This is a genomic window from Rhodococcus sp. I2R (assembly GCF_020889545.1).
In the GTDB taxonomy this organism is placed as follows: Bacteria; Actinomycetota; Actinomycetes; order Mycobacteriales; family Mycobacteriaceae; genus Rhodococcoides.
In genome coordinates this window covers 67,627-93,609 of the sequence record NZ_JAHUTG010000016.1, presented here as the reverse complement: position 1 = coordinate 93,609, position 25,983 = coordinate 67,627, and the positions used below count along the sequence as shown (strand labels likewise).

22 protein-coding genes and 1 pseudogene are annotated in these 25,983 nt (G+C 63.1%); 7 read left to right on the top strand and 16 right to left on the bottom strand.

All coding sequences use genetic code 11. The features are described from left to right. Nucleotides 1–155 precede the first annotated feature (155 nt). The 8 genes from KVY23_RS17255 to KVY23_RS17220 form a co-directional block, all read right to left on the bottom strand. Nucleotides 156–1,706, bottom strand: a complete 1,551-nt coding sequence (locus KVY23_RS17255) for a PfaD family polyunsaturated fatty acid/polyketide biosynthesis protein (RefSeq protein ID WP_075837262.1) — start codon at nucleotides 1,704–1,706, stop codon at nucleotides 156–158. Then, entirely contained in the window at nucleotides 1,703–3,697 is a 1,995-nt protein-coding gene (locus tag KVY23_RS17250; protein WP_230557573.1) for a beta-ketoacyl synthase, read from the bottom strand. The genes KVY23_RS17255 and KVY23_RS17250 overlap by 4 nt, the downstream gene beginning before the upstream one ends. Continuing rightward, the gene (locus KVY23_RS17245) at nucleotides 3,694–10,137 is read right to left on the bottom strand and encodes a type I polyketide synthase (protein WP_230557572.1); all 6,444 of its coding nucleotides are present in this window, start codon (nucleotides 10,135–10,137) and stop codon (nucleotides 3,694–3,696) included. Before KVY23_RS17245 ends, KVY23_RS17250 begins: the two co-directional genes overlap by 4 nt. A gap of 45 nt (nucleotides 10,138–10,182) precedes the next feature. Next, nucleotides 10,183–10,788 (bottom strand): SGNH/GDSL hydrolase family protein, encoded by a 606-nt coding sequence (locus tag KVY23_RS17240; protein WP_230557571.1) that lies wholly within the window; start codon nucleotides 10,786–10,788, stop codon nucleotides 10,183–10,185. Beyond that, complete coding sequence (locus KVY23_RS17235) at nucleotides 10,785–12,020, bottom strand: NAD(P)/FAD-dependent oxidoreductase (protein WP_206510159.1); 1,236 nt, start codon at nucleotides 12,018–12,020, stop codon at nucleotides 10,785–10,787. Before KVY23_RS17235 ends, KVY23_RS17240 begins: the two co-directional genes overlap by 4 nt. Before the next feature lie 153 nt (nucleotides 12,021–12,173). Beyond that, on the bottom strand, nucleotides 12,174–13,862 hold the full coding sequence (locus tag KVY23_RS17230; protein WP_230557570.1) for a long-chain fatty acid--CoA ligase: 1,689 nt from the start codon (nucleotides 13,860–13,862) through the stop codon (nucleotides 12,174–12,176). Between the two features lie 81 nt (nucleotides 13,863–13,943). Further along, a complete protein-coding gene (locus KVY23_RS17225) occupies nucleotides 13,944–14,876 on the bottom strand; it encodes a LysR family transcriptional regulator (protein ID WP_206510157.1) in 933 nt (310 codons plus the stop codon). A gap of 123 nt (nucleotides 14,877–14,999) precedes the next feature. After that, complete coding sequence (locus KVY23_RS17220; RefSeq protein WP_230557569.1) at nucleotides 15,000–15,434, bottom strand: VOC family protein; 435 nt, start codon at nucleotides 15,432–15,434, stop codon at nucleotides 15,000–15,002. A 78-nt stretch (nucleotides 15,435–15,512) separates the two neighbouring features. Here KVY23_RS17220 and KVY23_RS17215 point away from each other — a divergent pair, with 78 nt between their 5' ends. Beyond that, complete coding sequence (locus KVY23_RS17215; RefSeq protein ID WP_230557568.1) at nucleotides 15,513–16,529, top strand: magnesium and cobalt transport protein CorA; 1,017 nt, start codon at nucleotides 15,513–15,515, stop codon at nucleotides 16,527–16,529. Nucleotides 16,530–16,540: 11 nt separating this feature from the next. Here KVY23_RS17215 and KVY23_RS17210 read toward each other — a convergent pair whose 3' ends face one another. The 7 genes and pseudogenes from KVY23_RS17210 to mrf all read right to left on the bottom strand — a co-directional run bounded on the left by KVY23_RS17210 (nucleotide 16,541) and on the right by mrf (nucleotide 21,179). After that, complete coding sequence (locus KVY23_RS17210; protein WP_230557567.1) at nucleotides 16,541–16,690, bottom strand: RtcB family protein; 150 nt, start codon at nucleotides 16,688–16,690, stop codon at nucleotides 16,541–16,543. A gap of 4 nt (nucleotides 16,691–16,694) precedes the next feature. Next, nucleotides 16,695–16,976: pseudogene (locus KVY23_RS17205) on the bottom strand (RtcB family protein); the annotation flags it as partial. 34 nt (nucleotides 16,977–17,010) lie between these two features. After that, nucleotides 17,011–18,150, bottom strand: a complete 1,140-nt coding sequence (locus tag KVY23_RS17200) for a lipase family protein (RefSeq protein WP_230557566.1) — start codon at nucleotides 18,148–18,150, stop codon at nucleotides 17,011–17,013. A gap of 45 nt (nucleotides 18,151–18,195) precedes the next feature. Next, a complete protein-coding gene (locus KVY23_RS17195; protein WP_075837269.1) occupies nucleotides 18,196–19,260 on the bottom strand; it encodes a VIT1/CCC1 family protein in 1,065 nt (354 codons plus the stop codon). Between the two features lie 239 nt (nucleotides 19,261–19,499). Continuing rightward, a complete protein-coding gene (gene rpmF / locus KVY23_RS17190; RefSeq protein ID WP_075837270.1) occupies nucleotides 19,500–19,667 on the bottom strand; it encodes a 50S ribosomal protein L32 in 168 nt (55 codons plus the stop codon). Nucleotides 19,668–19,671: 4 nt separating this feature from the next. Beyond that, on the bottom strand, nucleotides 19,672–19,932 hold the full coding sequence (locus tag KVY23_RS17185) for a type B 50S ribosomal protein L31 (protein WP_075837271.1): 261 nt from the start codon (nucleotides 19,930–19,932) through the stop codon (nucleotides 19,672–19,674). Continuing rightward, complete coding sequence (gene mrf, locus KVY23_RS17180) at nucleotides 19,929–21,179, bottom strand: ribosome hibernation factor-recruiting GTPase MRF (RefSeq protein ID WP_371829828.1); 1,251 nt, start codon at nucleotides 21,177–21,179, stop codon at nucleotides 19,929–19,931. The genes KVY23_RS17185 and mrf overlap by 4 nt, the downstream gene beginning before the upstream one ends. Before the next feature lie 118 nt (nucleotides 21,180–21,297). On the opposite strand from mrf, the gene rpmB reads away from it, so the two are divergent. The 6 genes from rpmB to KVY23_RS17150 all read left to right on the top strand — a co-directional run bounded on the left by rpmB (nucleotide 21,298) and on the right by KVY23_RS17150 (nucleotide 24,251). Next, a complete protein-coding gene (gene rpmB / locus KVY23_RS17175; RefSeq protein WP_075837272.1) occupies nucleotides 21,298–21,534 on the top strand; it encodes a 50S ribosomal protein L28 in 237 nt (78 codons plus the stop codon). Further along, nucleotides 21,531–21,701 carry a 50S ribosomal protein L33 gene (gene rpmG / locus KVY23_RS17170; RefSeq protein ID WP_187346656.1) on the top strand — a complete coding sequence of 57 codons (171 nt, stop codon included), beginning with the start codon at nucleotides 21,531–21,533 and terminating at the stop codon, nucleotides 21,699–21,701. The genes rpmB and rpmG overlap by 4 nt, the downstream gene beginning before the upstream one ends. Continuing rightward, entirely contained in the window at nucleotides 21,702–22,007 is a 306-nt protein-coding gene (gene rpsN / locus KVY23_RS17165) for a 30S ribosomal protein S14 (RefSeq protein ID WP_075837274.1), read from the top strand. Between the two features lie 15 nt (nucleotides 22,008–22,022). Beyond that, nucleotides 22,023–22,277, top strand: a complete 255-nt coding sequence (gene rpsR / locus KVY23_RS17160) for a 30S ribosomal protein S18 (RefSeq protein ID WP_008719028.1) — start codon at nucleotides 22,023–22,025, stop codon at nucleotides 22,275–22,277. A 110-nt stretch (nucleotides 22,278–22,387) separates the two neighbouring features. Continuing rightward, a complete protein-coding gene (locus KVY23_RS17155; protein WP_206510153.1) occupies nucleotides 22,388–23,311 on the top strand; it encodes an AEC family transporter in 924 nt (307 codons plus the stop codon). A gap of 196 nt (nucleotides 23,312–23,507) precedes the next feature. Further along, complete coding sequence (locus KVY23_RS17150) at nucleotides 23,508–24,251, top strand: GntR family transcriptional regulator (RefSeq protein ID WP_206510152.1); 744 nt, start codon at nucleotides 23,508–23,510, stop codon at nucleotides 24,249–24,251. 74 nt (nucleotides 24,252–24,325) lie between these two features. On the opposite strand, the gene KVY23_RS17145 is transcribed toward KVY23_RS17150, so the two are convergent. Next, nucleotides 24,326–25,981, bottom strand: a complete 1,656-nt coding sequence (locus KVY23_RS17145) for an ABC transporter substrate-binding protein (protein ID WP_230557564.1) — start codon at nucleotides 25,979–25,981, stop codon at nucleotides 24,326–24,328. Between the last annotated feature and the right edge of the window lie 2 nt (nucleotides 25,982–25,983).

Here is a 25,983-nt window from a genome sequence, read left to right as displayed (position 1 = left end):
TTCAGCCTGCCCGAACTTGTCTTTGCGCCCTGATCTGCACGGCCGTGCAGATCAGGGCCGTGCGCCCTACACGCGCACTGTCGAATCTTGGATGCAGAAAGTCCGGGTGGCTTTGCAGCACACCCGGACTCCCACACCTTGCCTGCCTACGGCACCTACTGTCGCAACTCCGGTATGTAGTGGCTGGCATGCGCCGGCAAGCGCAGTCCAGAGCTACGCAGCGCCGCCACGCGCGTGGCGTAGGCACCGCCGAACATCAGATTGTGTGCGATGTCCGCGACGTGGCGGTTGGTCGGGGCGGCGAGATAGGTTCCCGCCACCCAGCTGTTGAAGGCGCCCATCGCCGGACCGCACCATATTTGATAGTCGGCAGTTCGGTCGGACTCTCCGCGAATGCTCCACCCGGACGACAGCCCTAGGTACCAACGAAAGATCAGCGCCATCTTGCGCTTGGGATCCCGCTCGGCACCAGCTAGCTGACCTGGATCACGTTCGGTGAAGTAGTCGACGCATCCTGTCCACACCTCGTCCAACGACCGCCCGAAGATGGAGCGCTCCAGATCCGAGCGACGCTCGGGGGGTATGGACTCGATGCCGTCGTACTCACGATAGGCCTCGTACAACCGATGCGCGCGTGCGGCGAACATCGTTCCGCGACGCAGAACTTGCACCTGAACACCGAGTTCGAACATGTCCGATGACGGGGCCATGGTGCAATCGGCGACTCCGGACGACGCCAGAAGCGCCTTCGTGGTCTCGGACTGATCGGCCTCCACCGAGGACTGGTTGATCGACCCAGTCACCACGTACGCAGCGCCCATAGCGAACGCAGCGGCGACCGCCTGCGGGGTGCCGATACCTCCCGCCGCACCAATCCGCACTTCGGTGGGGCCCTGCCATTCACGAGCCATTCTGTCGCGCTGCGCGATCAAGTCCGGCAACAGCACCGTCAAGGGCCGGCGGTCCGTATGACCTCCAGAATCGGCTTCGGCGGTGATGTCGTCGGCCATCGGAATGCTCTCGGCCCAACGTGCTTGATCGGCGGTGATCTCCCCCGTCTCGACCAACGCCCGAACCATTGCCGCGGGCGCCGGGCGAAGGAACAGCTCGGCCACTTCGGCGCGCGAAACTTTGGCGATCACGCGGTGCCGTGGGTGCACTCGACCATCACTGCCGAGCGTCAGTCCACCGACTCGGTAGCGAACCAGTTCTGGGCTGAGATTCATGAACGCCGATGCTTCGATACAGGTGACTCCGTGCCGCAGGCATGCATCGACGATAGCCTTCTCGAGCGCGGGTTCCGTCGGACTGTGGATGAGGTTGCATGCGAACGGGATATCGCCCAGCGCCTGACGAATAGTGGTCAACGCCGCATCGATCCGCGTTGGAACCACTCCTGCGGCGCCATAGGACGCGAGGTATCCGGCTCGCGCCAGCGCGATGACCATGTCCGGGGACGCAATCCCATTGGCCATCGCGCCCGCGGCATAGCAGTAGCGAACCCCGTGGAACTTGCGAAACAGGCTGTCGCCCAATTGTGTCGGCGGCAGTGGTGCGACAGCGCTGAGGACGCGAGCGCCCACAACGGCCGCAGGGTCCGACGTCGCACCGATACCGTCCGCATCAGCAACGATCCAGCATGGCGAATCGAGATCGAGCAGGATCGAACGCACGTCGCTCACTGCACGTGCCAGCGCGCGCGTCATCCGAGAACCTGCCCGTCGCGCAGTTCGACGGCGAGGTCGATCAACTCGTAGATCCGTAGACCGGGCTTCCACAGGGATGCGTCGACGGTGACGACCACGGAACCAGGCCGCCGCTCCACCGTCTTGATGTGGACTTCCAACTCGCACTGACGGTCGGTGGGCAGGAACTGGCCACGATACTTCCACGTCAGCTCGATATCGGCTGGAATCAGGAAGCGCGGATCGGCCATTCCCGAATCCATTCGGGAGTTCAACATCCACTCCTGCACGGCCTGAATCGCCGTTTCGACACCGAGCGATCCGGGGATCACCGGGTCGAGGTGGAAGTGTCGGGCGAAGAACCAGTCGTCCGGATCGATACGACGGAGCGCGTGCAGGTATCCCTGATCGTGATCACCGCCACCGTCTACGACTTCGATCAGATCGAGCAGCGCCAACGTACCGCGCGAACACAACCGCGATCCCGGGGCGCTCCTTCGCGCAGCAACGTCGATCGTGCGGACCGAGCTCGGCTTGTGCGTCTGCAGCCAAGTCGGCCGGTTCTTGCCGGCGTCGAGCCCTGTTTGATTGCCGAGCGCTTCATCGCTGAAGTAGCCGAACATGGTCTCACCGCGATAGAACGGTTCACCGTCCACCGACAGGGTGTAGTCGAACGTCTGCAGAGACGAGCCCGGAAGCAGCGTCGTGGACAGCAACCGTGACGACTGCTCGATGGTCTTGTCGCGAAGGTCCACCTGGCGAAGTACGGTGGCGGTGCCGCCGAGGTTGCGCAGGCTGAGCGTCTCGTCGGGCGCGATGAGTGTCGGTCCGACGTACAGCCCCATGAGCAGCGCCGCCTGCAAAGACGTCTCCATGTACACGAAATGCGGGACCGAGTAGTTGGCACTGTCGGCGTAGTACCACGAATCGGCCGGCGAATCGTATTCGGTGTCGTAGGAGGCTGTGCGATCCAGAACTCCGCGGGCACCGTCGAACCGTGTGACGCGATCGACCAGAAGCAAACCACCGGTGGGCAGCCGTGTCGCCCGACGCCCGGTGAAACCGGCGAACTCAGGACCGAGTGCCGTGCCCTGGTCACCGCGCGCAAGGTGCGCCATGTGGAACTCGTTGAGCAGCACTCGATCTCCGGCGTGACCGATTCGTCCGGTCCAGGTATCGAACGCACCGCCGATTCCCGGACCGACCGGGGAACCTGGTTTTTCGGTGACAGTGACAGTGACGCTGATGCTGCGCCCGTCTCCTGCGATCACTTCCGCTGTGACATGCGGGCGCGGCACGAGTTCGATTTGGGTCACCACGACGTCGAGCTCGGTAGAACCGGAATCGAGACGCGCCGGTTCCGCTGCCGTGAGAGTCACATCGGCCATACACAGATGCAACCCGGCGAACAGGACGAACGTCTCGACTGCCTGCACTGCCGCTGACGTGGCGTCACCATCGAACTGCGCGCGCAGCCGTCCGCGGTTCAACGTACCGCCGCGTAGATCGATGTCGGTGACCGACGTCAACGCAAGCGGTGACGCCGCTGCGATCCGAACATTCGGGTTGGCTCCTGCCTGGTCGTATCGCGCTCCGAACACACCAGCGATTTCGCCCCGCGCCAACGATTCCAGTGCATCACGATCCAGCGACCGGCGACCCGCGCGGACCAGCGGCTTGAATGCACCTTCAACTGCTGCGACCGCTCCTGTCGAGGGCGGGCGCACCGGTGCGGTCGCAACGCGAGCCGCCCGCAGAAGCGCGTACTGGACGTTCGTATGGGAATCGAGATGCGCGCGATGGGCCTCGGTCACCGCAATTCGCAGCTCGTGTAACTGATTCAGTCTTCCCGTGCTCGCCGCTCCCCTGACGCCCGTTGACGGAACGCGCGATGGCGCACTCGCTGTGGCCTCGGGTGCCAGAGGCGTTGAAACCACAGAGGCGCCGAGGGGGTCGAACGGCTCGCCGTCGAATGCGAGTGCCGCATTGTCTCGTGTGAATTGAACGTTCATGATTTGATCCAATGCCTCACTGATTCGCGGAACATGTCGGACAACTGGGGTGTCGTGACCACAGACACATCTGCGTATTTCTGCAGAATGGTGCCGTCAGGGCCGATCGCGGTGGCATCGAGCGTCACGTCGACCGCGCCGGCACGCGGATTGTCGACGACCACAGCGTAGGGCGACCCCATCGGCAGCGGTGCGTAGTAGTCGATTCGGCCGATACCGAGTGGAAGGCATGCCGAATTCAGCAACCGATGTCCAAGTACAGGTGGCCCCTGGAGAATGACGTCGGCAAGCACGGGGTTGTGCAGCGCTCCCGCATAGGCACCGAGCGCGAAAGGCTCGCCGCCGAGTTCGCATTCGATGACCAGCTCGGTGTCCGAGTCCGCGAGAATCCGACGCATTCCGTGTAGCAGTGGGGCGTGGAATTGGCGGGCATCACGGTACAACTCGTCAGCGGGTACACCGCCTCCGAACCGAGGCGGACGAACCCGCGGCATCTCCGAGGGGTATCGACCGAGGTCCATCGTTGCCACGTAGTGGGACAGCGACTTCGAGTCACCTTTCGCGCTGTCCACTCGGCTGGTGACGACTACTCGCACTGCCTGTTCGTCGTCGGGAGTGACTCGGATATCGATCGATTCGATCGGGTGGTCGAACACGATTCCCTTGTGCACGTGAAAGTCCCGTACCGATATGACATACCGACCCGGGTAGGCGCGCTCGACGACGTTGATCATGGCACCGAGACCGAAGGTGGCAGGAAGCACCGCATGCTCCCCGATCCGATGCGCCTGCACCAGCGGGTTTTCGCTCAGATCACCGAGGGTCCGGGTAGCAACGAACGGTTCCCCGAGTGATTGCGGACCGTCGCTCAGTGACTCGGCCTCTCCGATCAGCACCACGACGTCATCGCGCTGAGTCGGTGTGAACTGCTCGACGAATGCACGCGCACCGACATCGGGATCCAGCAAAGACACACCACGTTCGATGAAGTGCTTGCGCAGCTCCGGTGTCACCATCCCGCCGTCCCACGCGCCCCAATCGATCGCCGTGACGTGGCGATCCGGTCGGGAGGTGACATGTGCGGCAGCGAAGCGGGTGAGTGCTTCGTTGGCTGCGGCGTAATCGGATTGCCCTGAGTTGCCGTACAGACCGGCGACCGAGGTGAAGAGCAGAATCTTGCGGAGCGGCGAGGTCTCGTTCTCCGAATCGAGGGCCTCCAGGACGGCTCCGAGCCCGTTGATCTTCGGGGCAAGGACCCGATTGATGTCCGCGACTGTCTTGGCTGCGATCGGCGAGTCGGCGAGTACGCCGGCACCGTGCACCAGGACGGTGATCTCGGACGCAAGCGACTCCAGTGCCTCCCGGACCGCGTCGACGTCGGTGACGTCGACCGCGATGTACCGCGCTCGTTCACCGAGTTCGCCCAGCGTTTCGGCGATCTCGCGGCCGGCTCGGACGGCCGCGCATGCACGTCCGATGTCGCGCGGGGTGGCCCCCGAGCCTGCCATCGCAGAGAGCGCCGCCTTCTGCAGGCCGGCGTCGTCGACGCCAACCGCCCAGGACGGTTCGGGATCGGGTTCGGTGCGCCCGAGGAGAACGAATCGTGATTCGGTCTGCCGTCCGAGCTCGCGAGCGCAGATCGCTGTCACTCCACGTGCGCCTCCCGTCACGAGGACCACATCCGATTCGGTCAACTCGGTGTCTTCCAGCGGGAGTGTCGGGTCGACAGCGCTGGACTTCGACGAAGAGCCATGGAGGCTGGGAACGAGCGTCCAACGGTCGCCGTGTTCCCCGACGGCCACTTCCAAGGTGTCGGTCGCGGAGTCGGCGATTTCGGTCAGCAAAGCTTCCACCACGGCATCGATGTCTGCTGCGGGATGGACATCGAGACTCCGGCAGAACAGACCGGGCCGTTCAGCGGCAAGGGTTTTCACAACACCACCGACACCGCCGATCAGGGCGGATACCGGATCCACGGTCCCGGCGAAGCCGAACGCACCGTCGAGCCGCGTCAACGTCACGAACGCCGACCGAACCGCCTCGGAGCGTTCCAGACTGGGAGAGCAGTGCTTGGCAGCGAGCAAGGCAGCGGTCAACCGGTCACTCGCCGCGGACCACTCGGTGGTAGCACCCGCAATGACCAAGGCCAGCGTCACCTCGTTCTCGAACGCAGACTTCAGAGTCTTCTCGATCTCATCTGCGCTGCCGGCAAGGGAAAGACGGCTGACGGTCCATCCACGATCGGCGAGCAGACGCGACACCTGATCGGCATCGGCATCGCCGCCCGCGAGGTCGACGATGACTGCGGTCGAGCCGGTCGGGAACAGCCCACCCACGAGGTCCACGGCCGGGAGTGCAACGAGTTCGACGGTATGCCGCGGCGCCTGAGCCGCGGCTTCAGCTTTTGGGTGGACATCACTCCCCACACCGAGTGCTTCGACGATCTGGTCGAGCGTGCGCAACGTACCCAACTGCTCGGGCCCGAGACTCGGCAGCGACGGGAACCGCTCCTGCACCGCACCGAGCACCTGCACGCGCTTGATCGAATCGACCCCGAGATCAGCCTCGAGATCCATCGATGGATCCACCATCTCCACGGGGTAGCCCGTCTTGTCCGCAACGACCTCCAGAAGTGCTGCGAGGAGTAATTCAGCTGATGTCCCGGTAGGTGTGTCCGGCGGACTGTCGGACTCCGACTGTTCGGTCTCGGCGACGGATCCGGACGACGACTGCGCTAGTAGGTCGACGATCTGGTCGAGCGTGCGCAACGTACCCAGCTGCTCGGGTCCGAGACTCGGCAGCGACGGGAACCGCTCCTGCACCGCACCGAGCACCTGCACGCGCTTGATCGAATCGACCCCGAGATCAGCCTCGAGATCCATCGATGGATCCACCATCTCCACGGGGTAGCCAGTCTTGTCCGCGACGACGTCCTGCAGTGCGCGACGCAGTTGTGCGGCGGTGACGCCAGCCGCTTCCTCGGACACCGACACAACCGTCGGAATCGGGGCGACGACGGGTTCCGGTGTCGGCGCTATCTCGACAGCCGGTGCCACGTGTGGCTCCTGTGTGGCGGGCGCGATCGCTGCCTGTACCGGAGTCGCGGGGATCGAGCGCGCAGCCGTCGGTGCTTCAACCCCGACGACCGAGCGTCGTACAGGATTCGTTTCGCCGACGCTGCCCCCGATTTCCAACTCAGCGATGCGGCCGAGCACCTCCGTCGCTCGGGTATGACTGTGACTGATTGCCACTCCGTGGTCCTTGACCGCCTCGATCGCGCGGAGCATGCTGGCGTCGATGTGGTCGGCGCTCAACGCCTCCGCGAGGTGCTGGGCCAGGTCGAGCTGACCATCGAGGTAGCGATCGTGCGTGCCGAGGTGTGCCGCAAGGGCGGACAGCTCACCGGTGGACCGATCTTCGATTCGGCCATCGTTCAGTTGACTGTTGTTCAGTGGACTATGGGAATCATGCTGAGGCACGGTCGTCTCCGAGTATCGAATTGGCGGCGGGGCGGGCGTGGACGGAACAGCGACGGAAGGGACCCGTGTAGTTGTCGGAGTGACGCTTCCGACCGATTCGGCGGGAACGACTGCGGAAACCCGGTATCCGTCGGCCAAGGCGTCCGCGTAGGACTTCCGGCGGCTATCGGGCACGTACTCAGGCGCCGAGAGCGAGATCGTCATGCCGCTTCCCGCGCGTACCAGCGGAGCCGTCGAGGTGTATCGGTTGACGTCGGACAGTGAGAGACCGAGCACGATGAGTTGCGTGACAGCTCGTTTGAGCGAGAGGTCACTGTTCCCGAGGGGGCCGGTGTCCGTGGCAATCGCGACAACATCGTCGCCCAGGGTCCGGTTCACCAGCGAGGTGAGTACCTTCTTCGGTCCGAACTCGACGAACACGTTGCACCCGTCGGCGCGCATGGCTTCGAGGGCTGCCACGAATTCGACCGGCTTCATCAGCTGTTCCACCAGGGTGGCGTTGTTCTCGGCCGGATTCGAGCCATACTCGCGACCGGGTGTGTTCGCGTAGATGGGAGCAGAGGGTGTACCTACTCCGATCGATTCGACGGCCGGTGCGAACGCTTCTACCGCGTGTGCGACGTACGGGGTGTGGAACGCTGCGGACACCGGGAGTTCACGAGTGGCGAATCCGCGCTCTGCTGCACGCGAGACGACATCGTCGATCGCCGAGCGACCGCCGCCGACCACCACCTGGTCCGGCGCGTTGTGGTTGCAGATCCATACGTCATCGAGGTCTTCGATCATGGCGTCGACATCGGCGCGGTGAGCAGCAACTGCGAGCATCGTCCCGCTGTCCCCGGCGGACCTCGGTGCCATCGCGGTGCCGCGAGCACGGGCGAGAGTGAAGTAGTCGGCTGTCGCGAGTGCACCCGACGCCCAGAGAGCAGTCAGCTCACCGAAACTGTGCCCAGCGAGCGCATCTGCGGTGAACCCGAGTTCTTGCAGGAACCGATACTGACCGACCGATAGCGCACCGATTGCCGGCTGCGCGAACTCGGTCTGACGCAGCGTCGCCTCGTGCTCGGTACGTAGAGCGTCGTCGAACACCGGTGGTGGGAAAACAACTCTGCCCAATCGCTGAGCGGAGCCCGTGAAGGCGACGTTCGCGAGATCGAACGCCTCGGCTACCAAGGGCGTGTTGAGTACGGCTTCGATACCCATATCGACGTACTGACTTCCCTGACCGGCGAATAGAGCTCCGACCTTGATCGTCGACATCGCCGCTGAACGGAAGAACACGCCCTCTGGATGACTCCACTGTTCGGCGTCGGGGTTACGGGTCAGCTGCTCCACGGCAACCTCGCGCAGGTAGGCCTCGTTTTCGTCGTCGACTGCGACGAACCCGAGCCGCGCATGGGCGTTGTCGATCTCGCCGCCGCCGATCGATTCCTCGGAACGAACAGCCTCGATCAGCGAATCGATGTCAGCGGCGTGCCACACGTGAACCTTGGGAGTGCAATGCATCGGTCGCAAATCCGTACGGGGCGCGTCGTCTTCTTCGAGGACGACGTGGAAATTCGTGCCACCGAATCCCATCGCAGACACCGCAGCACGGCGCACTGGTCGTTGGGGATCACGAATCCACGGACGGGTAGCAGTGTTCACATAGAGCGCGGAATCGGACCCGATTCCGGGATTCGGGGCATCGACGTTGATCGTTCCCGGCAGCACCTTGTGATACAGCCCGAGAGCAAGCTTCATGAGGCTCGCGGTACCGGCCGCACCCTTTGTGTGGCCGATCTGCGACTTCACGCTGCCGACGCCGGCATAACTGGTCTCGTCGCCGGCATCGCGCAGCAGACCACTGAGCGCTTCGATCTCCGTGCGGTCTCCGACCGCGGTCCCGGTGGCATGCGCTTCGAACAGTTCTACTGAAGCAGGCGAGCATTCGGCATCGGCATAGGCGCGGTCGAGTGCGATTCGCTGGCCCTCGGCACGGGGCGCGTAGATGCTCTTGGACCGGCCGTCGCTCGATGAACCGAGACCCTTGATGACGGCGTAGATGCGGTTGCCGTCGCGCTTTGCATCGGAAAGTCGGCGTAGCGCAACCATGCTGATGCCCTCACCGAGCAGCGTGCCATCGGCTGCCGCTGAGAAGGGGCTGATCTGGCCGCTCGGCGACAACGCGCCGACCTTGCTGAAGCACATGTAGATGAAGATCGAGTTCTCGGTGTCGACGCCGCCGGTGATCATCGTGTCCGCACGTCCGTCCAGCAGTTCCGCAATAGCCGTGCGCAACGCCGCGAGCGAGGCAGCACATGCGGCGTCGACCGTGCAGTTGATTCCGGAAAGCCCGAATCGGTTGGCGATGCGTCCCGCGACGACGTTGGCGAGCAGACCGGGGAAAGAGTTCTCCTCCCAGGGAGCGAAGGCTGCTGTGAACTTGTCGGCGATGGCGTTGGCGTCCTCGATCGACAGACCGCAGCTGCGTGCCGCTTCTTTCAGGATCGGAGTCGAAAGTCGCGCAGCAAGCGGATGCATCAAGGGCACCGGCCCCGTCGTGCCGATTACGACGCCGGTGCGCGAGGGGTCGTACCACGACGACCCCGTCGCACCGGCGTCGGACAACAGATCACGTGCGACACCCAGACTGAGCGTTTGCATGGTCGAGGTCACTTCGAGCTGATTGGGCGGCAACCCGAACTCGAGTGGATCGAAATCGACGTCCGGCAGGAACGCACCCCGACGGGAGTAGGTCTTGTCCGGGGTCGTCTTGTCGGCGTCGTAGTAGTCGTCGAGGCTCCACCGTGATTCCGGCACTTCCTCGGTGCAATCGACACCATCGACGATGTTCTGCCAATACTCCCGGTGGCTCGTAGCTTTCGGGAACAATCCGGACATGCCGACGATCGCGATCGGATTGCGAGCGAGTCGGCGGTCTTCGAAGATGTCGGATCCGGTGGTGGATTCGGCGGTCACGATGGTCCTCTCGGGTTCTTGTGCGAAGTGACGTGACTGTGCAGCTCAGGCTGCGAGGGTGGTTGCTGTGCTGTTGGAGACCAGCTCCGCCGCCGAGAGCGCGAACTCACGGTGACCGGTCCGACTGGGATGCAAACCATCCGAGGTCCACATATCGGCGTGCGACCACTGCGGCGATGCAGCGATGTCGAGCAGGAGGGTTCCCGTGCTGCGGGTTACCTCGGCGAGTGCCACGTTCGCTTCGGTGAATCGCTCACGGAGCAATGCCTTGAATCGCTCGGGCACTGGTAGACGTGCCGGGATATCCGGGTAGGTGGCTGTGAACACCGTCGCTCCCCCCGTACGCAACTCGCCGAAGATCGCATGCAGATTGTCCTCGAACCGGCGTCGCTCGTAGTCGCTGACAAGGTCGTTGACTCCGACGACGACGCCGTACAGCGGCGACCGTCCTGCAACAGCATCCGGAATCTGCGTCTCGAGCACGTCGGACGTCGTGGCCCCATGGGTTCCGAAGTTGCGAATTCCTCGGCCACGCATGCCCATTTGACCGGCGAATCGCGGAACCCAACCTCGGTAGCCCCCGCCGTCGATCGGATCTCCCCGGCCTTCGACGAAGCTGTCACCGACAACAGTCAGGCTCGCGAGGCTCATGCCGATGTGAGGTGTCGGTCGCCCAGCGGCAGATTCACTGCGGCGTACAGTTCAGCGAGATTGTCGGGCGCAAAGAAGACCTCGCCCGGGATTCCGCCGGCGATCAAACCGAAGAACTTCTTGGTGTACTCAGGGCTCTTGCTTGCCGCGCGGAAGACCGAATCGTAGTACGGCGTGAGCGAGAGCTCGGAGATGCTGGTGGTCAATTCGTATGTCCCAGCGCTCTGCTCGTCGCGAGTGTTCTGATAGTCCTCGAGCGCGTCGATCATCGGACGCGTACCGCTCAGACCCTCGTGTACGCGCTCGGACAACAGCTCCGCGTACTTGAACGCGTCGGTGATACCCCATCCGGTGAACGGATCCTTGTGGTAGCCGGCATCTCCAACCAATGCCCAGCCCGGGCCGTACGAACGTCGGTAGTAGTTGTCCGGGTACAGCATCGGACGGAACGGCTCTTCTCGAACAGCGCGATCGCGCAGCTCTTCACCGTACTTGGGATCGATAGCATCGACGATTTCCTGGACACCGGCATCGGGGTCGCCGCGGAATTCACTGAACCTGTCACGCTTGCGCATGACAGCGACCAGGCTCAGCCCGTCGTTGGTGGGCCACGATGCGAACTGCTGCTCGCCGAATCCTGTGCGGTGGTGCATTCCCCAGTCGATACCCGAGTAGTACGAGTAGTAGATGAAGCAGCCTCCGGGTGAGGTGCGATAGACGTCCGCGCCTACCTTCTTCGCGACGATGGAGTTGGCACCATCCGCGCCGATCACGATCGAGCTGCGGAATTCCAGTTCCGGTCCGTTACCCTCGCGTCCCCGAATACCCGCCACTGCGCCGTTGCTCATGACGAGCTCGTCGACGGTGAAGTTCTCGATGACTTCGACGCCTGCTTCGCGGGCCGCGTCGACGAGGATCGAGTCCAAAACCGTACGCCGAGGGCAATACACAGCGTCGATTCCGTCGATCGGATCGGCCATACCATCGAGCGCAATGTCGGTGTACGAGAAGTTCAAGTGGCGGATCGGAGGGCAGCCACTGGCAATCACCTTGTCCAACAACCCCCAGTCCTTCAGACGCGAGAGTCCGGCCTGGTGCACATAATGGGTCGAGATCACATCACTCGGGAAGGCTGCACGGTCGACAGCGAGAACCCGATACCCTTTCCGTGCCAACAACATTGCCGCTGGCGATCCTGCCACCCTGGCACCCACAACGATGACGTCGTACATCTACGATCCACTCCTCTACATCGGATTCACGAGTCGATATTCGGGCTTGCGGAATCCAGTGTTTCGTCCAGAGCAACAAACCTCCGCGCGAAGAAGGATTCGGCATCAGTCGATCGGTGTCCGCTATTACCCCCGCCGGAGTTCCGCAGATTGTTAACCCAGCGTTCCCGGTGATGACATTTCATAGATGCTTTCGATCTCGACGCGGAACTCCTCGCCGATCGCAGCGCGCTTGAGTTTGAGGGATGGAGTGAGCAATCCATTGTCTACGGTGAAGTCGCGGGGAAGAATTCGGAATTCACGAATTGACTCGGCGCGAGAGACGAGAGAGTTCGCATCGTCGACTGCGTTCTGCAGCTCGGACTCCAGGTACGCGTTGTCCAGCCCGGCCGCGGACGGGTCCAGAGTGATCAGCGCGGACACGAAGGGGCGACCCTCTCCCACGACTATTGCGTTGCCGACCAGGGGATGCAGACGAATTCGATCTTCGAGCGGCGTCGGCGAGACATTCTTTCCGCCCGATGTGACGAGTATCTCTTTCTTGCGTCCCGTGACGCGAAGGTATCCGTCGTCGAGTACTCCGATATCTCCGGTGTGCAGCCACCCTTCGGCGTCGACCGGTGAGCGATCCGCTGCGCTGCCCCAGTACCCGATCGTCACGTTCGCGCCACGGACCAATATCTCTCCGTCGGAAGCGATCGCAACCGTCGTTCCGGGAATGGGGCGCCCGACGGTACCGAGCCGATTGGTCGTCGGTTCGTTCACCGTGACCGCCGTCGCTGATTCTGTCATTCCATAGCAATTGAGAACATCGACGCCGAAACCGGCGTAGAAACCTGCGGTCGAATCGTCGAGGGAAGCCCCTCCGGAGATCACCGAAGTCAGTCGGTCGCCGAGCAGACCGAGTACCGGTCGCGGCGGCTCGGCGGTTGCGGCTTGCACACGCGCATGCAGGAGCGCGAGCCCGTCAGAAACCGCAGCCTGCTCCGCGCCCGGGGCGAGATGCGGGCGTGCCGCCTTCCGAATCTTCTCGAGGGCGTACGGGACCAGAGCCAGGAACGTCGGCCGGATAGCCGGCAGAGACGGAACCATGTCGGGAATCCCAGGTATCAACCATGTGTGAGTGCCACCGATCAGGGTTGCGAACATGATGGTCTGGCCGAACACATGCGCCAAGGGAAGTCCCAATGCCGTGACCGCCTGCTCCTCCGCATCACCGCCGAACATGGCGCCGGTTCGCAGAACAGTGTTCGCCGATGCGGCGTACATGTTGCGATGGCTGATCATGCAGCCTTTGGCAGCCCCCGTGGTCCCGCTGGTATAGACGATCATCGCGAGGTCCCGGCTGCGGACTGCGGCCATCCGAGTGGCTGGATCGTGGCGCCCCCCGCTCTGAGACCACTCTCCGACGGTGTCGAAGGACCACACGACGTCGGCGCCTGCGTCCATCAGCCTGCCCGCGTCCGCGTCGGACTCGGCTGCGAAGCGTGTGGCACCCGAGTCCGAGACGATGTGCTGGATCTGTTGCGCAGAGGAAGTGGGATACACCGGAACCACGACGGCGCCAACCGACAGCACCGCCAGATCGAGCACGACCCACTCGAGACTCGTTCGCCCGAGGATGGCTACCCGTTCCCCTGCGGACACTCCGCTATCGAGGAGCGCCGACGCGAGCGAGCGCACGCGCTCAGCGAGGTCATTGCAGGTCAACGAGCTCAGTGCGTTTGCAGCGCGTAGCGACGGCCTGTCGGGCGTCCGCTCCGCCTTTTCGAAAACAACTGACGCAAGGCTCGAATTCTCGTTCAAATCGACGCCGGGACCTTCGAATGACTGTGTATTCATGTAAATAGATTCAAGACGGTTCCGTCGATTACGGCAATGACGAACCTTCTTGCGTGCCAGTCGAAATTCCTATTCAAACAATCATCCGACAGCTTTTGTGTCGACCATCGGATTCATTTCGTTGCACGGTTCGAGACATTCGAGAAATGAGGCAACAGCCGGATTGATCTCTGCCGCACGCCACACGACGTAAAGATCGATCACAGGGACGGGGTCGAGCAGCTTCACGGGCACCGAGTTGGCTCCGACGGCTCCCATTCCTGCCGATGTGGCGCGAGGAAGCGAGGCGAACCCCACCAACGGTTTCACCGACACCATGTGCGCCGTCGCGCCAGGATCGTCAGCAGTCTGTGCAATCTTCAGCGCGATCTTGTTGTCCGCCGCCGCAGCGAGGATCGAGTCGTACATCGCCGGGCACTGCTCTCGCTCGAACAGCACGCAGGACTGGTTGGCCAGTTCCGCGAACGGCACACCCGGCCGTCCAGCCCACGGATGCCCTTTGCCGACCACTGCGACCAGCGGAACTCGATGCAGAAGGCGTCGGTGACGGAACTCGGAAGTATGCGGATGTCCGTAGACAAGTGCGATATCGAGCTCACCGGTGGACAGTGCGGATACCTGCGGGCCGGTACGCTTCTCCCACAGAGAGACGACGACATCCGGGTGCTCGTTGCTCATCTTCGCCAACGCGTACGGCAGTACATGTCTACTGGCAGGGAAGTTGTACCCGACACTGAGCGTTCCGGATCTGCCTGCCGCGGCCGATTTTGCAATCTGTGCAGCCTTCTCCAGTTGCTGCACTATCAAACGTGCCTGCGATTCGAACTCCTTACCCGCAGACGTCAGTTTGACTTCGTGCGAGCTGCGAGCAACCAACAACACACCGAGGGACTTTTCCAGTTTCTGAAGCTGGGCACTCAGGGACGGTTGAGTCAAATGAAGCCGAGCGGCCGCTCGGCCGAAGTGCAGTTCCTCTGCGATCGTTATGAATGCCGTAAGGTGCCTGAACTCCATGGTGATCTCCCCAATAGTTCCTGTGTGCCACAGTACCGCCGGGAGAAAACAGGGTGTGAACAGAACGAGACTGCCCTCTGCTGGTCCGGTGTCAGCTAAGTCGCCGAGAAGTTCGAAACCTGCTCACACCTCACTCAGCACGACCTTGCCGTCACCGTCGATGCTCCAGCCCGGGTTGTGGCAAATTTCCCAGACGAGACCGTTCGGGTCGGCGAAGTGACCGTGATACCCGCCGAACGCAGCACGCTGGGGTTCCTTGATCACCGTCGCCCCGGCCGTGATCGCGGCGTCGAACACGGCCCGCACCTCTTCCGGGCCATCGACGTTGCGTGAGAGAGTCAGCCCGCTCACCATCGCCGGGCCGCCATCGCGTCCGAGATCCTCGGTGAACTTCTGCGCATCGAACAATCCGAGGACCTGTCCGGGCGCCGATTGGAAGAAGATTATCTCGCCTGGCACGTCGAGGAGCGTCGTCCAGCCCAGCCCGTCTCGATAGAAGGCGCGGGCCGCGTCGAGGTCCGGGGTTGCCAGCGTCAGGAAATGAATGCGTTGGTCCACCCACCCATCATGACGGCGAAGGAGCCGGTCTGGCAGGCTTTCATAGTCGAAGACTTCGGAGAGTAGAGGTGGGTGCGTATGCCGCTCGTCGACAATGCCGTCTACGTCGACGGAAAACGTACCGATGACCCACAGGACCTCGAGCACACTTTCGAGGTGCTCCGCGATCGCCACGGCATGGCCTGGATCGGTCTCTACCGACCCTCGGTCGACGAACTCAACTCCGTTGCTGCACAGTTCGCGCTGCACCGCCTCGATGTCGAGGATGCGATCGCGGCCCACCAGCGGCCGAAACTGGAACGTTACGGCGACCAGCTTTTCATCGTCCTCCGCCCCGCGCGATATGTCGACAAGACCGAGAAGGTGGAGTTCAGCGAACTGCACGTCTTCCTCGGACCGGACTTCGTCATCACTATCCGTCACACCGAAGAACCCGAGCTCAGCGGGGTACGAGACCGACTCGAGGCTGCGCCCGAGATTCTGGAACTCGGCACCCACTCCGTTCTGTACGCCATTCTCGACCAAGTGGTCAGGGAGTACGAGCCCGTCGTCGACGGGTTGCAGAACGACATCGACGAGATCGAAGATCAATTGTTCTCGCTCGACCCCGCTGTCTCACGCCGCATCCATACACTCGCGCGGGAAGTGATGGAGTTCCAGCGCTCCACCGGACCGCTCGTGCAGATGATCGAATCGTTGAGGCGCGGCGAGGACAAGCACGAAGTCGAACTTGCGCTGCAGCGCAACCTCCGCGACGTTCTCGACCACTGCATCCACATCGCGGAACGAGTCGAGGCGTTGCGCGCGAACCTGCAGAATGCGCTCTCGGTGAATGCGACATTGGTGGCGCAGCAGCAAAACGAGGAAATGCGCGCGTTGACGCAGGTCAGCATCGACCAGAACGAGCAGGTCAAGCGAATCTCGTCCTGGGGCGGCATCCTGTTCGCCCCGTCCCTGGTCGCCGGGATCTATGGGATGAACTTCCGGCACATGCCCGAGCTGCGATGGTACCTCGGCTACCCGATGGCACTGCTCGTGATGGCGATCTGTTCCAGTGTGCTCTACATCGTATTCAAGCATCAGAAGTGGCTCTGACCCGTCGGCTGTCAGGTGCCCTTGAGGTTGAGGATCTGCCGCAGCTCGTGGTCGATCGTCACGAGGTCCACGGCGTCGGCCATGACGACATCGATGCTCTTGTAGGCATCGGGGATCTCGTCGACGAACTCTTCGCCGTCGCGAAATTCGATGCCGACCATGCGGTTTCGCAGATCCTCCACCGTGTACCGCTTTCTTCGTGAAACCGGTGTGCACACCGATCATTCCGCAGCCGATGTCCACGCCCACGGCAGCCGGGATCACAGCACCGCGCGTCGGAATGACCGTACCGACAGCACTGCCCTTACCGCTGTGCGCGTCGGGCATCAATGCCACGTGGGGATGCACGAACGGCATGGACGCGGTCTGCCGCGCCTGCGCGAGTGCCTGGTCGTCGAGATGAGATGCCCAATTGAGCAGCCGCGGGCCCACCTTTGTCGGGGGCATGAGATTTCCCTTCAGCCCCCTCCACGAGGAGGCGCTATTGGAACAGTCGTTGCACGAACGGAATCGAATCCGCCTGCGATTGCAGTAGCGCGCCGCTGTGGTCCGTCGGATAGGTATGCAGCGTCACGTCTTGCCCGTTCAGCTTCATCTGGGCGACCAGCGACAATGCCGAGATCACAGGCACATCGGTGTCGTAGAGCCCCTGGCCGATGAACACCGGACGGTCGTATCCGTCGACAGGGATACCCATGTAGTCGTTCAGCAGCCCGTAGAGGTTGGGAATCTCGCTCAGCGGCTTGGCGAACAGGTCACCGGTGACGATGCCGTCGAACTCTTTCTCCGCCTCGGCCACACACAATGTCTCTGCTCTGTCTACGATCCGTTTGCCTTCTTCGGTGAGGTACGAGTCGACATCGATCTCGGGGTGGGCCGTCCGGAAGCCCGACACGATGTACAGCGCGTACGTCGTCAGGCCCTCGTTGATCGGGACCGGCAGATAGCCGGGACCGGCTGGGAGCAGCGCCAATTCGATGTTCGCCGGCACCCCTGTCCCGACGGCTCCGCGGTAGTCGAGCTCAGGCCCGCCGAATTCCGTCGCGTAGCGCGCGGTGGTGATGGCCGCTCCACCGCCCTGCGACTGCCCGACGACAACCCACTTGTTGGACAGCGAATCATCGATGGCGCGTGATGCTTTGACCGAGTCGACGACGTTGTGCGCGGTGGTCTTTCCGTCGAGGTAGGGCATCAGTCCCGGCGTGCCGAGCCCGACGTAGTCCGAGGCCGCAATGGCGTAGCCCTGGCCGAGCCACCCAGCGAGGTACTGACGATCCCGCTCGGGATACGTGGGTCCGATGAGCGAGGGCGCGCAGTGGTCGTCCAAACCGGAGGTCCCGTGGGCCCACCCGATCACCGGCCAACCGCCCTCGGGCGCTGTGCCTTCGGGAACGAAATAGGCCCCGGTGCTCAACGCAGGTCGACCGTCGGAACCGATGGTCCAGTACGTGATCCGCTTGGCCTCGGCGGTGCCGGGCAGCCACAGTTGGGGCGCGAGTTCCTCGACGGCGACGACCGTCCCCGGCGTGGTGTCCACCTCGTCGGCTGCAGCAACCGGCGCGCCCAGAACCGATGCACACAGCAGGAGCGCGAGAACGAGCGAGCGGTGACGAATCGACATGCTCGACACAGTAACGCAGCGTAAGGACAGGCGGGTATGGGTTTTTCAGACGCTGGCGCCGAAAATCACGCCCAACAGATATGTCGCGCCGGCAGCACCGTAACCGATCGCCAGCTGACGCAAGGCGCGTTTGATCGGCGGGCCGCCGCTGAGCAGCCCCACCACCGTGCCCGTTCCGATCAGGGCGATACCGACGAGCACCGCGGCGACGACGAGTGCAGCAAGACCCTCCATGCCTGCGAGATACGGCAGCACAGGAATGATGGCACCGGAGGCGAAGAAGCAGAAGCTCGCTGTCGCTGCGCCGATCCCGGTGCCGACCGAATCGTGCGCGCCGACCTCGGCGTCCATTGCGTCGTCGGAGGTGAGGTGCTCGAGCACCTCGGAGGCTCTCTCCTCGGCATCGCGTGCGGACATGCCGCGAGCCCGATACACCAGCGCCAGCTCGTTCGCGTCGACGTCGAGGTGTTGAAGGGCCTCCCGAGCCGAACCTGCCGGTGATGAGGCGTCGAGCAGCTCGCGTTGCGATCGCACCGATACGTATTCACCGGCCCCCATCGACAACGCCCCGGCGAGCAGACCGGCAAGACCGGTGATCAACACGACCTGGTTGGAGACGCCGCTGGCGCTGATGCCGAGCACCAGCGCCAGGTTGCTTACCAGGCCGTCGTTGGCGCCGAAGATCGCGGCGCGAAAGTTGCCGGAGAGCCTGATCCGGCCGCGGGTGGCGAGGCCGCGTACCACCTCGGCATGGATTTGCTCGTCGGCGATCATCGCCTCGGTGGCGCCTGCATCCACCGAATACGGTGAGCGGGATTCTGCGCGCTGCGCGAGTGCCAAGACGAACACCGAACCGAATCGCCGGGCGAGCACACCGAGCATTCGAGTCCGCAGACTCCCCTTGAGCGGCATGCCCACCCGATCGCCGAGCAGCCGTCGCCAATGTTCTTCGTGGCGGCCCTCCGCGTCGGCGAGGGCCAGCAGGATGTCTCGCTCTTCGCCCCTGCGACGACCGGCCAGATCGCGATAGACCGCGGCCTCGGCTCGTTCGTCGGCGAGGTAGCGCCGCCAGCGTTTGACGTCCGAGGCCGACGGGGCCGTTTCGCTCATCGACTCAACCTACCGCCGCGCCTCCCCTATGTGCGTGGAAGTACATAGCGGGCGGGCTGTTTCAAAATGACAATCGGGCCGAAAGATCGCGATTGTTGGCCGATCGGCGGAGAGTGATTTGAACCCTCAGACCGTCTCCGTCGATCTGAGACCGTTAGTTAGCGGTCCTCAGAACCGGATCGCTGCAAAACGGAACAGCCCGCGGGCTATGTACTTCCACGCACATGCGGCGGAGCCGCTCAGCTGGGGTCGTACGCGCCCGTCTGCACGGCCTTGACCAGTCGGCGCGGCACGCGGAACTCCTGCCCGCCGACTCTGACGGTCACCAGATCCGGTGCAACGGCTTTCCACTGCGCCCGACGGCTACGGGTATTGGAACGCGACATCTTCCGCTTCGGAACAGCCATGACTCTACGATTCCTTCCGGGCGCGGCGCCCGTAGCGCTTCTCGAACTTTTCCACGCGTCCCTGCGTATCCATGATGCGGCTGGCGCCGGTCCAGAACGGATGCGATTCGCTGGTGACGTCGACGATCACGAGCGGGTAGGTATTGCCGTCCTCCCATTCGATCTCGCGGGTCGCGGTGATGGTGGAACGGGTGAGGAACTTGGTTCCGGTGCCCGCATCCTGGAAGACCACCGGGTGGTAGTCGGGATGGATTCCTGCCTTCATTCTGTTGCCTCTCTTTTCACGTCGGAGTACGGAGATTCCGTTGTCTCGCAGGGATCTTCGTGCCATTGACCGAACGGGTCGGTCCAGTTCGCCCAGGCATCGCGGTCGCGCATTTCGTCGTCGGATACCAGCGCCCACTGCAGCGTGCGGTCGATCTCGGACGGGTCGGCGGCGTGGACGAGGATGACGAGGGAGGTGTCGCGGTCGCCGAACTCGTCGTCCCAACGCAGGGCCGCCATCGCGCGGCGCGCGGTGTCGACGCCGTCCTGTTCCTCGGGTGCCATTGCGGCCAGCCACTTTCCGGCGCTCGCCACCCGCAGTCCGCCACCGGCCGATTCGATCCACAGCGCTTCGTCGGGCTGCGTCGCCACCCATACGCGTCCACGGGTGGTCACGACGCCGTCGAGTAGTACATCGATGGCCTCGTGCAGTCGCTCTGGATGGAACGGCCGGACGGCGGTGAATTCGACGATGCTCACGCCACAGTCCGAGGTCAGCGGTGGCTGGCCGCGTAGCAGCGGGGAGTGCGCGTCGGTGATCTCCCCGCGTCGGGCGTCGAACGGGATCGCGGCGATCAGCGCCTCCGCATCGACCCGGTCGGTCGGCGACGCCCAAGCTGTCGGGGCCCCGGGCGCGAGCCGGGCGAGTACGGCAGCGAGTTTGGCCCGCTCCCAGCTTTCGACGTCCGGACCTGCCGTCACGACGAGGGCGTCGGCGTAGTCGACCTGCCCCACCACCAACTGGGCGACGGTTCGATCGTCGTCACCACTGGCCACGATCCCTCGGTCGGCGAGCGCGTCGTCACCGGTCGCATCTGCGAGCCAGGTCGCCGCGTCGAGGCAGTCGACGACGGCCTCGATGCGGACGTCGCGCGAGGCGGAACCGTCGACCTGGCCGACGACTCCGGCGACGACCACGTTCTCGATCGCCCAGCACAGCGCCTCCGGTTCGAGCGCCGGATCCATCGCGATCACGATCCGCTGGACCGAACTGCGGGCCGCGAGCTTGCGCAGGAGGGGAAGCAGGTCCTCGCGCAGTGTGCACGAGACACAGCCGTGCGCGAGTTCGAGGATCGTTTCCCGCGGGGCCTCCTCTGCCATGTGGAGGGTTCTGCGGACTACACCCTCGTACACCTGGCCGAGATCGTGCCGCAGGGACACCGTGCCCGGGGTTCGAAGCGAGTCGACCACCGCATCCATGGCGCCCGACCAGCCGGACACGAGTACGAGCGGCGTGCGGCCGTCCACGGGGAGATTCACGAGCACCCTTCTTTCGACAACGATTGTCATTCCTTCCGAAAGCACGCTACATTCGAAACAGCGCTTTGTCGAAAACGATTGTCATGTCAGCAAGAGAGGAGCCCGCATGTCCGCGCACTGCCAGGTGACGGGGAGAAAGCCGGGATTCGGTAAGTCCGTCTCGCACTCCCACGTCAGGACCAGCCGACGCTGGGATCCGAACATCCAGAAGAAGACGTACTTCGTGCCCAGCCTCGGACGCCGCGTCACGTTGACGCTGTCCGCAAAAGGAATCAAGACCATCGACCGCGACGGCATCGACGCCATCGTCGCCAAGCTGGTCGCCAGAGGGGAGAAGCTCTGATGGGCAAGAGCACCGACGTTCGCCCGATCATCAAACTCAAGTCGACCGCCGGCACCGGGTACACGTACGTGACCAGGAAGAACCGTCGCAACGACCCAGACCGTCTGGTTATGAAGAAGTACGACCCCGTCGTGCGCAAGCACGTAGATTTCCGAGAAGAGCGGTAAATGGCCAAGAAGTCGAAGATCGCGAAGAACGAGCAGCGCAAACTCGTCGTCGCACGCTGGGCCGAGCGCCGGAGCGAGCTGAAAGAGACCATCCGCAAGCCCTCGACGCCCGATTCCGAGCGCGCGGCGGCGCAGGCGGCACTGCAGCGTCTACCGCGCGACGCCAGTCCGGTACGATTGCGCAATCGAGACGCCGCGGATGGACGTCCGCGTGGCCACCTCCGGAAATTCGGACTCTCTCGCGTGAAAATGCGCGAGATGGCTCACCGGGGCGAGCTCCCAGGCGTCCACAAGTCGAGCTGGTAAGGAACAGGAACGAAGATGGCAGTAAAGAGAGCACCGTCGAAGAAGGTTCGCGCCGAGGCCGGTCGTCGGCCGAAGAAGAACCCGTTGAACGCCGCCAAGGTCACCACGGTGGACTACAAGGACATCAACCTTCTTCGTCAGTTCATTTCCGACCGCGGCAAGATCCGCAGCCGCCGCGTCACCGGACTCACCCCGCAGCAGCAGCGCCAGGTCGCCGTTGCCGTGAAGAACGCTCGGGAAATGGCACTCTTGCCGTTCACCAGCCGCTAGAACTCTCCAACCAAGAAGGCCACGCATATCGAATGCGTGGCCTTTTTGGGTGCGGACTAGAGTAAGTCGGTCGCTGTCGTCCACCCGAAGAATCGAGAACCTGAGGCTTCATGACCGGTGTTCTCGAAGGCTTCACGGTCATCTTCGTCGTCATCGCCCTCGGTTACCTGCTCGCCCGCTTCGAGGTCCTCGGCGAGCACGGCCAGTTCGTCCTGAGCCGCCTCGTCTTCTTCGTCGCGACGCCTGCCCTGCTGTTCGTCACCCTCGGCACCTCCGACCTCTCGGTCATCCTGTCCCCGATACTCGTCATCGCAGGCACGACAGCACTGATGGTCGGCGCGATCCACTTCCTCATCGCCAAGCTCCTGCTCGATCGAGCTGTGCCCGAGGCGACCATCGGCGGACTCGCCGCGTCCTACGTCAACGCCGCCAACCTCGGCATCCCCATCGCCGTCTACGTTCTCGGCGACGCCACCTTCGTCGCACCCCTGCTGCTGTTCCAGATCATGATTTACTCGCCTATCGCCCTGACCATTCTGGACCTGTCGACCCAGGGCAAGAAAGCATCGATCCGCAATATCGTCGTCACCCCGTTCACCAACCCGATCGTGCTCGCCGGGGCAGCGGGGCTGGCACTGTCCATCAGCGGACTCACCCTGCCCGACGCACTGATGCAGCCCTTCGAACTCGTCGGAGGCGCTGCCGTCCCCGGCGCGTTGCTCGCGTTCGGACTCTCGCTGTACGGCACGCGGGTGCTGCAGAGAGGTGTCAGCCCACGCCGCGACGTCGCACTCGCCTCGACCCTCAAGATGGTGCTGCAACCGCTGCTCGGATTCTCCATGGCTCTCGCAATGGGTCTGGAAGGGCAGCAGTTGTTCGCCATCACCGTGATCTCCGCGCTCCCGACGGCGCAGAACGTGTTCGTCTTCGCCAGCCGCTACAACCGAGGAGTCGTACTCGCCCGTGACACCGCATTCGTCACCACCCTCGTCTCGGTCCCGGTGATCGCAGCGGTGTCACTGTTGCTCGCCTGAAACCGGTCGGTGTGTTAAGACTTCATTGCGCAGCTCCGTTGATTCGATGGGAAAGCGGCAGCTGCTCGAGCTCCTGACGACCGAAGCAATGGCATCATGCGCGTGACGCGCCGGTAACACTGCAGTGTTGCAATTGCAATTGGCAACGCCGCCCAACCGAGAACACGCCGCGCCAATGCAGCTCGAGGAGCTCGACATGCATCAACCGACAGCGACCGCTACAACACGTCATCCCAGATCTGTGGGCGGCTCAGCGGGCAGTCGCCAGAAGTCGACACGAATTGTGCACCAGCTGCTCCGCTCATCCATCAAGAGCGGAGTACTTCAGACCGGTGACATGCTCAGCGAGGAGCATTTGATCACCAACCTCGACTCGACACGGTCGTCGATTCGCACGGCGCTGCAGATGCTCGCGGACGAGGGATTGGTCAGCAGGCAGCGAAAAATGGGCACCGTCGTGCGAAGTCGGCCTGTTCAACTTCGCATGCACGACGTCATCGCTACCGGTTCGTCCACCCCGATCGAGTACGAACGCATCAACGAGCACACGATCCCCACCACAGGGCTGATCCGGGAGCGGCTCGAGACCGAGCTAGAGCGCGTCAGGATGCTCGAATTCATCATGCGCGTCGACGGCACGCCGATAGGTACGCTGACAGCGTTTCAAATCGATCCGAATGCTCTTGCACCAGTACACCTGGAAGCAGCGGCGTCCATCTCGGAAGTGTTCGAAGCCGAGTACGACGCGCCGTTCGGCAAGATGGACTGCTGGATCGACGCCGTACCCGCAGACGAGCGGACCGCGCGCATGTTGAACGTCCCCACCAACGCCATACTGCTCGTGCGAGACCAAGTACTCATGGATGCACACGGTTACGTACACGAGTTCGGCTACGCCCACTACCGAGCCGACATGGTCTCGTTCTATTCATCCCCGTGAAACGGCCAGTGCGTGGAAAACCCGACTCAGCTGGGTTTTCCACGCACTGCCCCCTATGACGCCGTCCGGACGTGCTACTCGAAAGAGAAGTTCGAGTAGTCGATCCAGTTGTCCGATCTCTGCGCGAATCCGGACAAGTTGCTCGCCAATGCAACACTGGGTTGAACCTGCGCGATGAAGACGATCGGAGACTGTTCCAGGTAGATCGTCTCCGCGACGTTCCACGCCTGGCCCGCTTCGTCGGACAAGGCGTCCGGCAACGCATTTCCAGCCGCCAATGCGTCGTAGAACGGCTCGAACTCCCAGTCGGCGAAGTTGTTGCTGGAATCCTGCGCTGTGTAGACCAGTAGCTCGTACGGAGGCGTCAGCGTGATCGCATAGTCTCGCAGGAGGAATGCCTGAGAGGTGTGATTGCTGCGCTGGTCCGCGAACTGCGAAGCGGGCATCTGCTCGATCTGCACATCGAATCCGCCCTCACGAGCAGCGGTTTGAATCTGAAGCGCTGCTTCCCGAGTATCCGGATCGGCCGCGCTGACAGCCAACGCGAACGAAACTCCGTCCGGAAATCCCGCTTCCGCCAGCAACTCTCGTGAGCGAGCCGGATCGTACGTGTAGTCAGGTTGCCCCTCGTTGGTGTAACCAGGCGCATCCTGCAACAGGAATCCCGATCCCTGACGAATTGCGAGCCCACGATAGACGCTTTCGATGATCTGTTCGTACGGTGTCGCGTACGACATCGCCTGCCGGACGAGTGGGTTGTCGAACGGTGCCTTGTTGGTCACCAGGGGCATCATCAAGAACGTGTTGGGGTTGTCCACCTCGGGGATGAAGACGTTCGGATCATCCTGGAGTGCAGCGGAATCCGCCGGGGTGATGGATTCCGCCAGCTGGGCATCGCCATTGCGTACCGCATTGGCCCTCGTCCCCGGGTCGGCAACGATCTGAACGTTGACGGTCTCGATCGGCGCCTTCCCCAGAATCCAGTCCTCACGCGCCTGCATCACCACCTGCACACCGGGCGTATACGAGGTGACCTCGTACGGCCCGAATCCATAGTTGGGATTCTCGGTGGTCCACGTAACGGCGTAGGGATCCTCCGGGGTGACGTGTTCCTGGAGCAACGTGCTGTCGAAGATCTGTCCGCACAGATCCGACATCAGCGCAAGAAACGTTGCACCCAGACCGGCTTGCGGGATGGTGAAAGACACCGTCCGATCGTCTATCTTCTTTATCTGCTCGACAGGGTCGGTGATCGAAGGCGCCATGACTCCGGGAACCACGGACGTCGCGGTGTTGAACTTGCGCTCGAACGACCAAATCACATCGTCGGCGCTCAGGGTGTTGCCGGCCGCGCTGACTGCTTCTTTCAGCGTGAAGGTATAGGTCAGACCGTCCTCGCTGACCTCGTAGCCCTCGGCGAGGTAGGGCTCGTACGTGTACAGATCCTGCTGCTGCGCCCCTTCCTGTGCGCTGTCGACGTACGGTTTGCGGACGAGAGTCGCATGCAGGTTGTTGGCCTGCTCGTACCCTCCGAACCCGTTGTCGAGAGACCAGGTGATTCCGGTGTCGGGGGAAACGATGCTCAGGGTTTCTCCGGTGTCGCCTCCGTCGGCGGTGTTGTTGGACGCCGACGAACAACCGGTCACAGCCAGCGAAGCGGCAAGAGCCACACCGGCGAGCCGTAGCCGCGACCTCTTCCAGATCGGACTTCGAGGTGAATTGGGCATCATGA

Bases quoted from the DNA above. Each gene is read 5' to 3' on its own strand.
- KVY23_RS17255 (WP_075837262.1), bottom strand. From the start codon at position 1,706: ATGACGCGCGCGCTGGCACGTGCAGTGAGCGACGTGCGTTCGATCCTG.
- KVY23_RS17195 (WP_075837269.1), bottom strand. From the start codon at position 19,260: ATGAGCGAAACGGCCCCGTCGGCCTCGGACGTCAAACGCTGGCGGCGC.
- rpmF (WP_075837270.1), bottom strand. From the start codon at position 19,667: ATGGCTGTTCCGAAGCGGAAGATGTCGCGTTCCAATACCCGTAGCCGT.
- rpsR (WP_008719028.1), top strand. From the start codon at position 22,023: ATGGCAGTAAAGAGAGCACCGTCGAAGAAGGTTCGCGCCGAGGCCGGT.
- KVY23_RS17240 (WP_230557571.1), bottom strand. From the start codon at position 10,788: ATGAGCCTCGCGAGCCTGACTGTTGTCGGTGACAGCTTCGTCGAAGGC.
- KVY23_RS17210 (WP_230557567.1), bottom strand. From the start codon at position 16,690: ATGGTCGGCATCGAATTTCGCGACGGCGAAGAGTTCGTCGACGAGATC.
- KVY23_RS17155 (WP_206510153.1), top strand. From the start codon at position 22,388: ATGACCGGTGTTCTCGAAGGCTTCACGGTCATCTTCGTCGTCATCGCC.
- KVY23_RS17235 (WP_206510159.1), bottom strand. From the start codon at position 12,020: ATGTACGACGTCATCGTTGTGGGTGCCAGGGTGGCAGGATCGCCAGCG.
- KVY23_RS17200 (WP_230557566.1), bottom strand. From the start codon at position 18,150: ATGTCGATTCGTCACCGCTCGCTCGTTCTCGCGCTCCTGCTGTGTGCA.
- KVY23_RS17230 (WP_230557570.1), bottom strand. From the start codon at position 13,862: ATGAATACACAGTCATTCGAAGGTCCCGGCGTCGATTTGAACGAGAAT.
- KVY23_RS17145 (WP_230557564.1), bottom strand. From the start codon at position 25,981: ATGATGCCCAATTCACCTCGAAGTCCGATCTGGAAGAGGTCGCGGCTA.
- KVY23_RS17215 (WP_230557568.1), top strand. From the start codon at position 15,513: ATGCCGCTCGTCGACAATGCCGTCTACGTCGACGGAAAACGTACCGAT.
- KVY23_RS17150 (WP_206510152.1), top strand. From the start codon at position 23,508: ATGCATCAACCGACAGCGACCGCTACAACACGTCATCCCAGATCTGTG.
- KVY23_RS17225 (WP_206510157.1), bottom strand. From the start codon at position 14,876: ATGGAGTTCAGGCACCTTACGGCATTCATAACGATCGCAGAGGAACTG.
- rpmB (WP_075837272.1), top strand. From the start codon at position 21,298: ATGTCCGCGCACTGCCAGGTGACGGGGAGAAAGCCGGGATTCGGTAAG.
- KVY23_RS17250 (WP_230557573.1), bottom strand. From the start codon at position 3,697: ATGAACGTTCAATTCACACGAGACAATGCGGCACTCGCATTCGACGGC.
- rpsN (WP_075837274.1), top strand. From the start codon at position 21,702: ATGGCCAAGAAGTCGAAGATCGCGAAGAACGAGCAGCGCAAACTCGTC.
- KVY23_RS17185 (WP_075837271.1), bottom strand. From the start codon at position 19,932: ATGAAGGCAGGAATCCATCCCGACTACCACCCGGTGGTCTTCCAGGAT.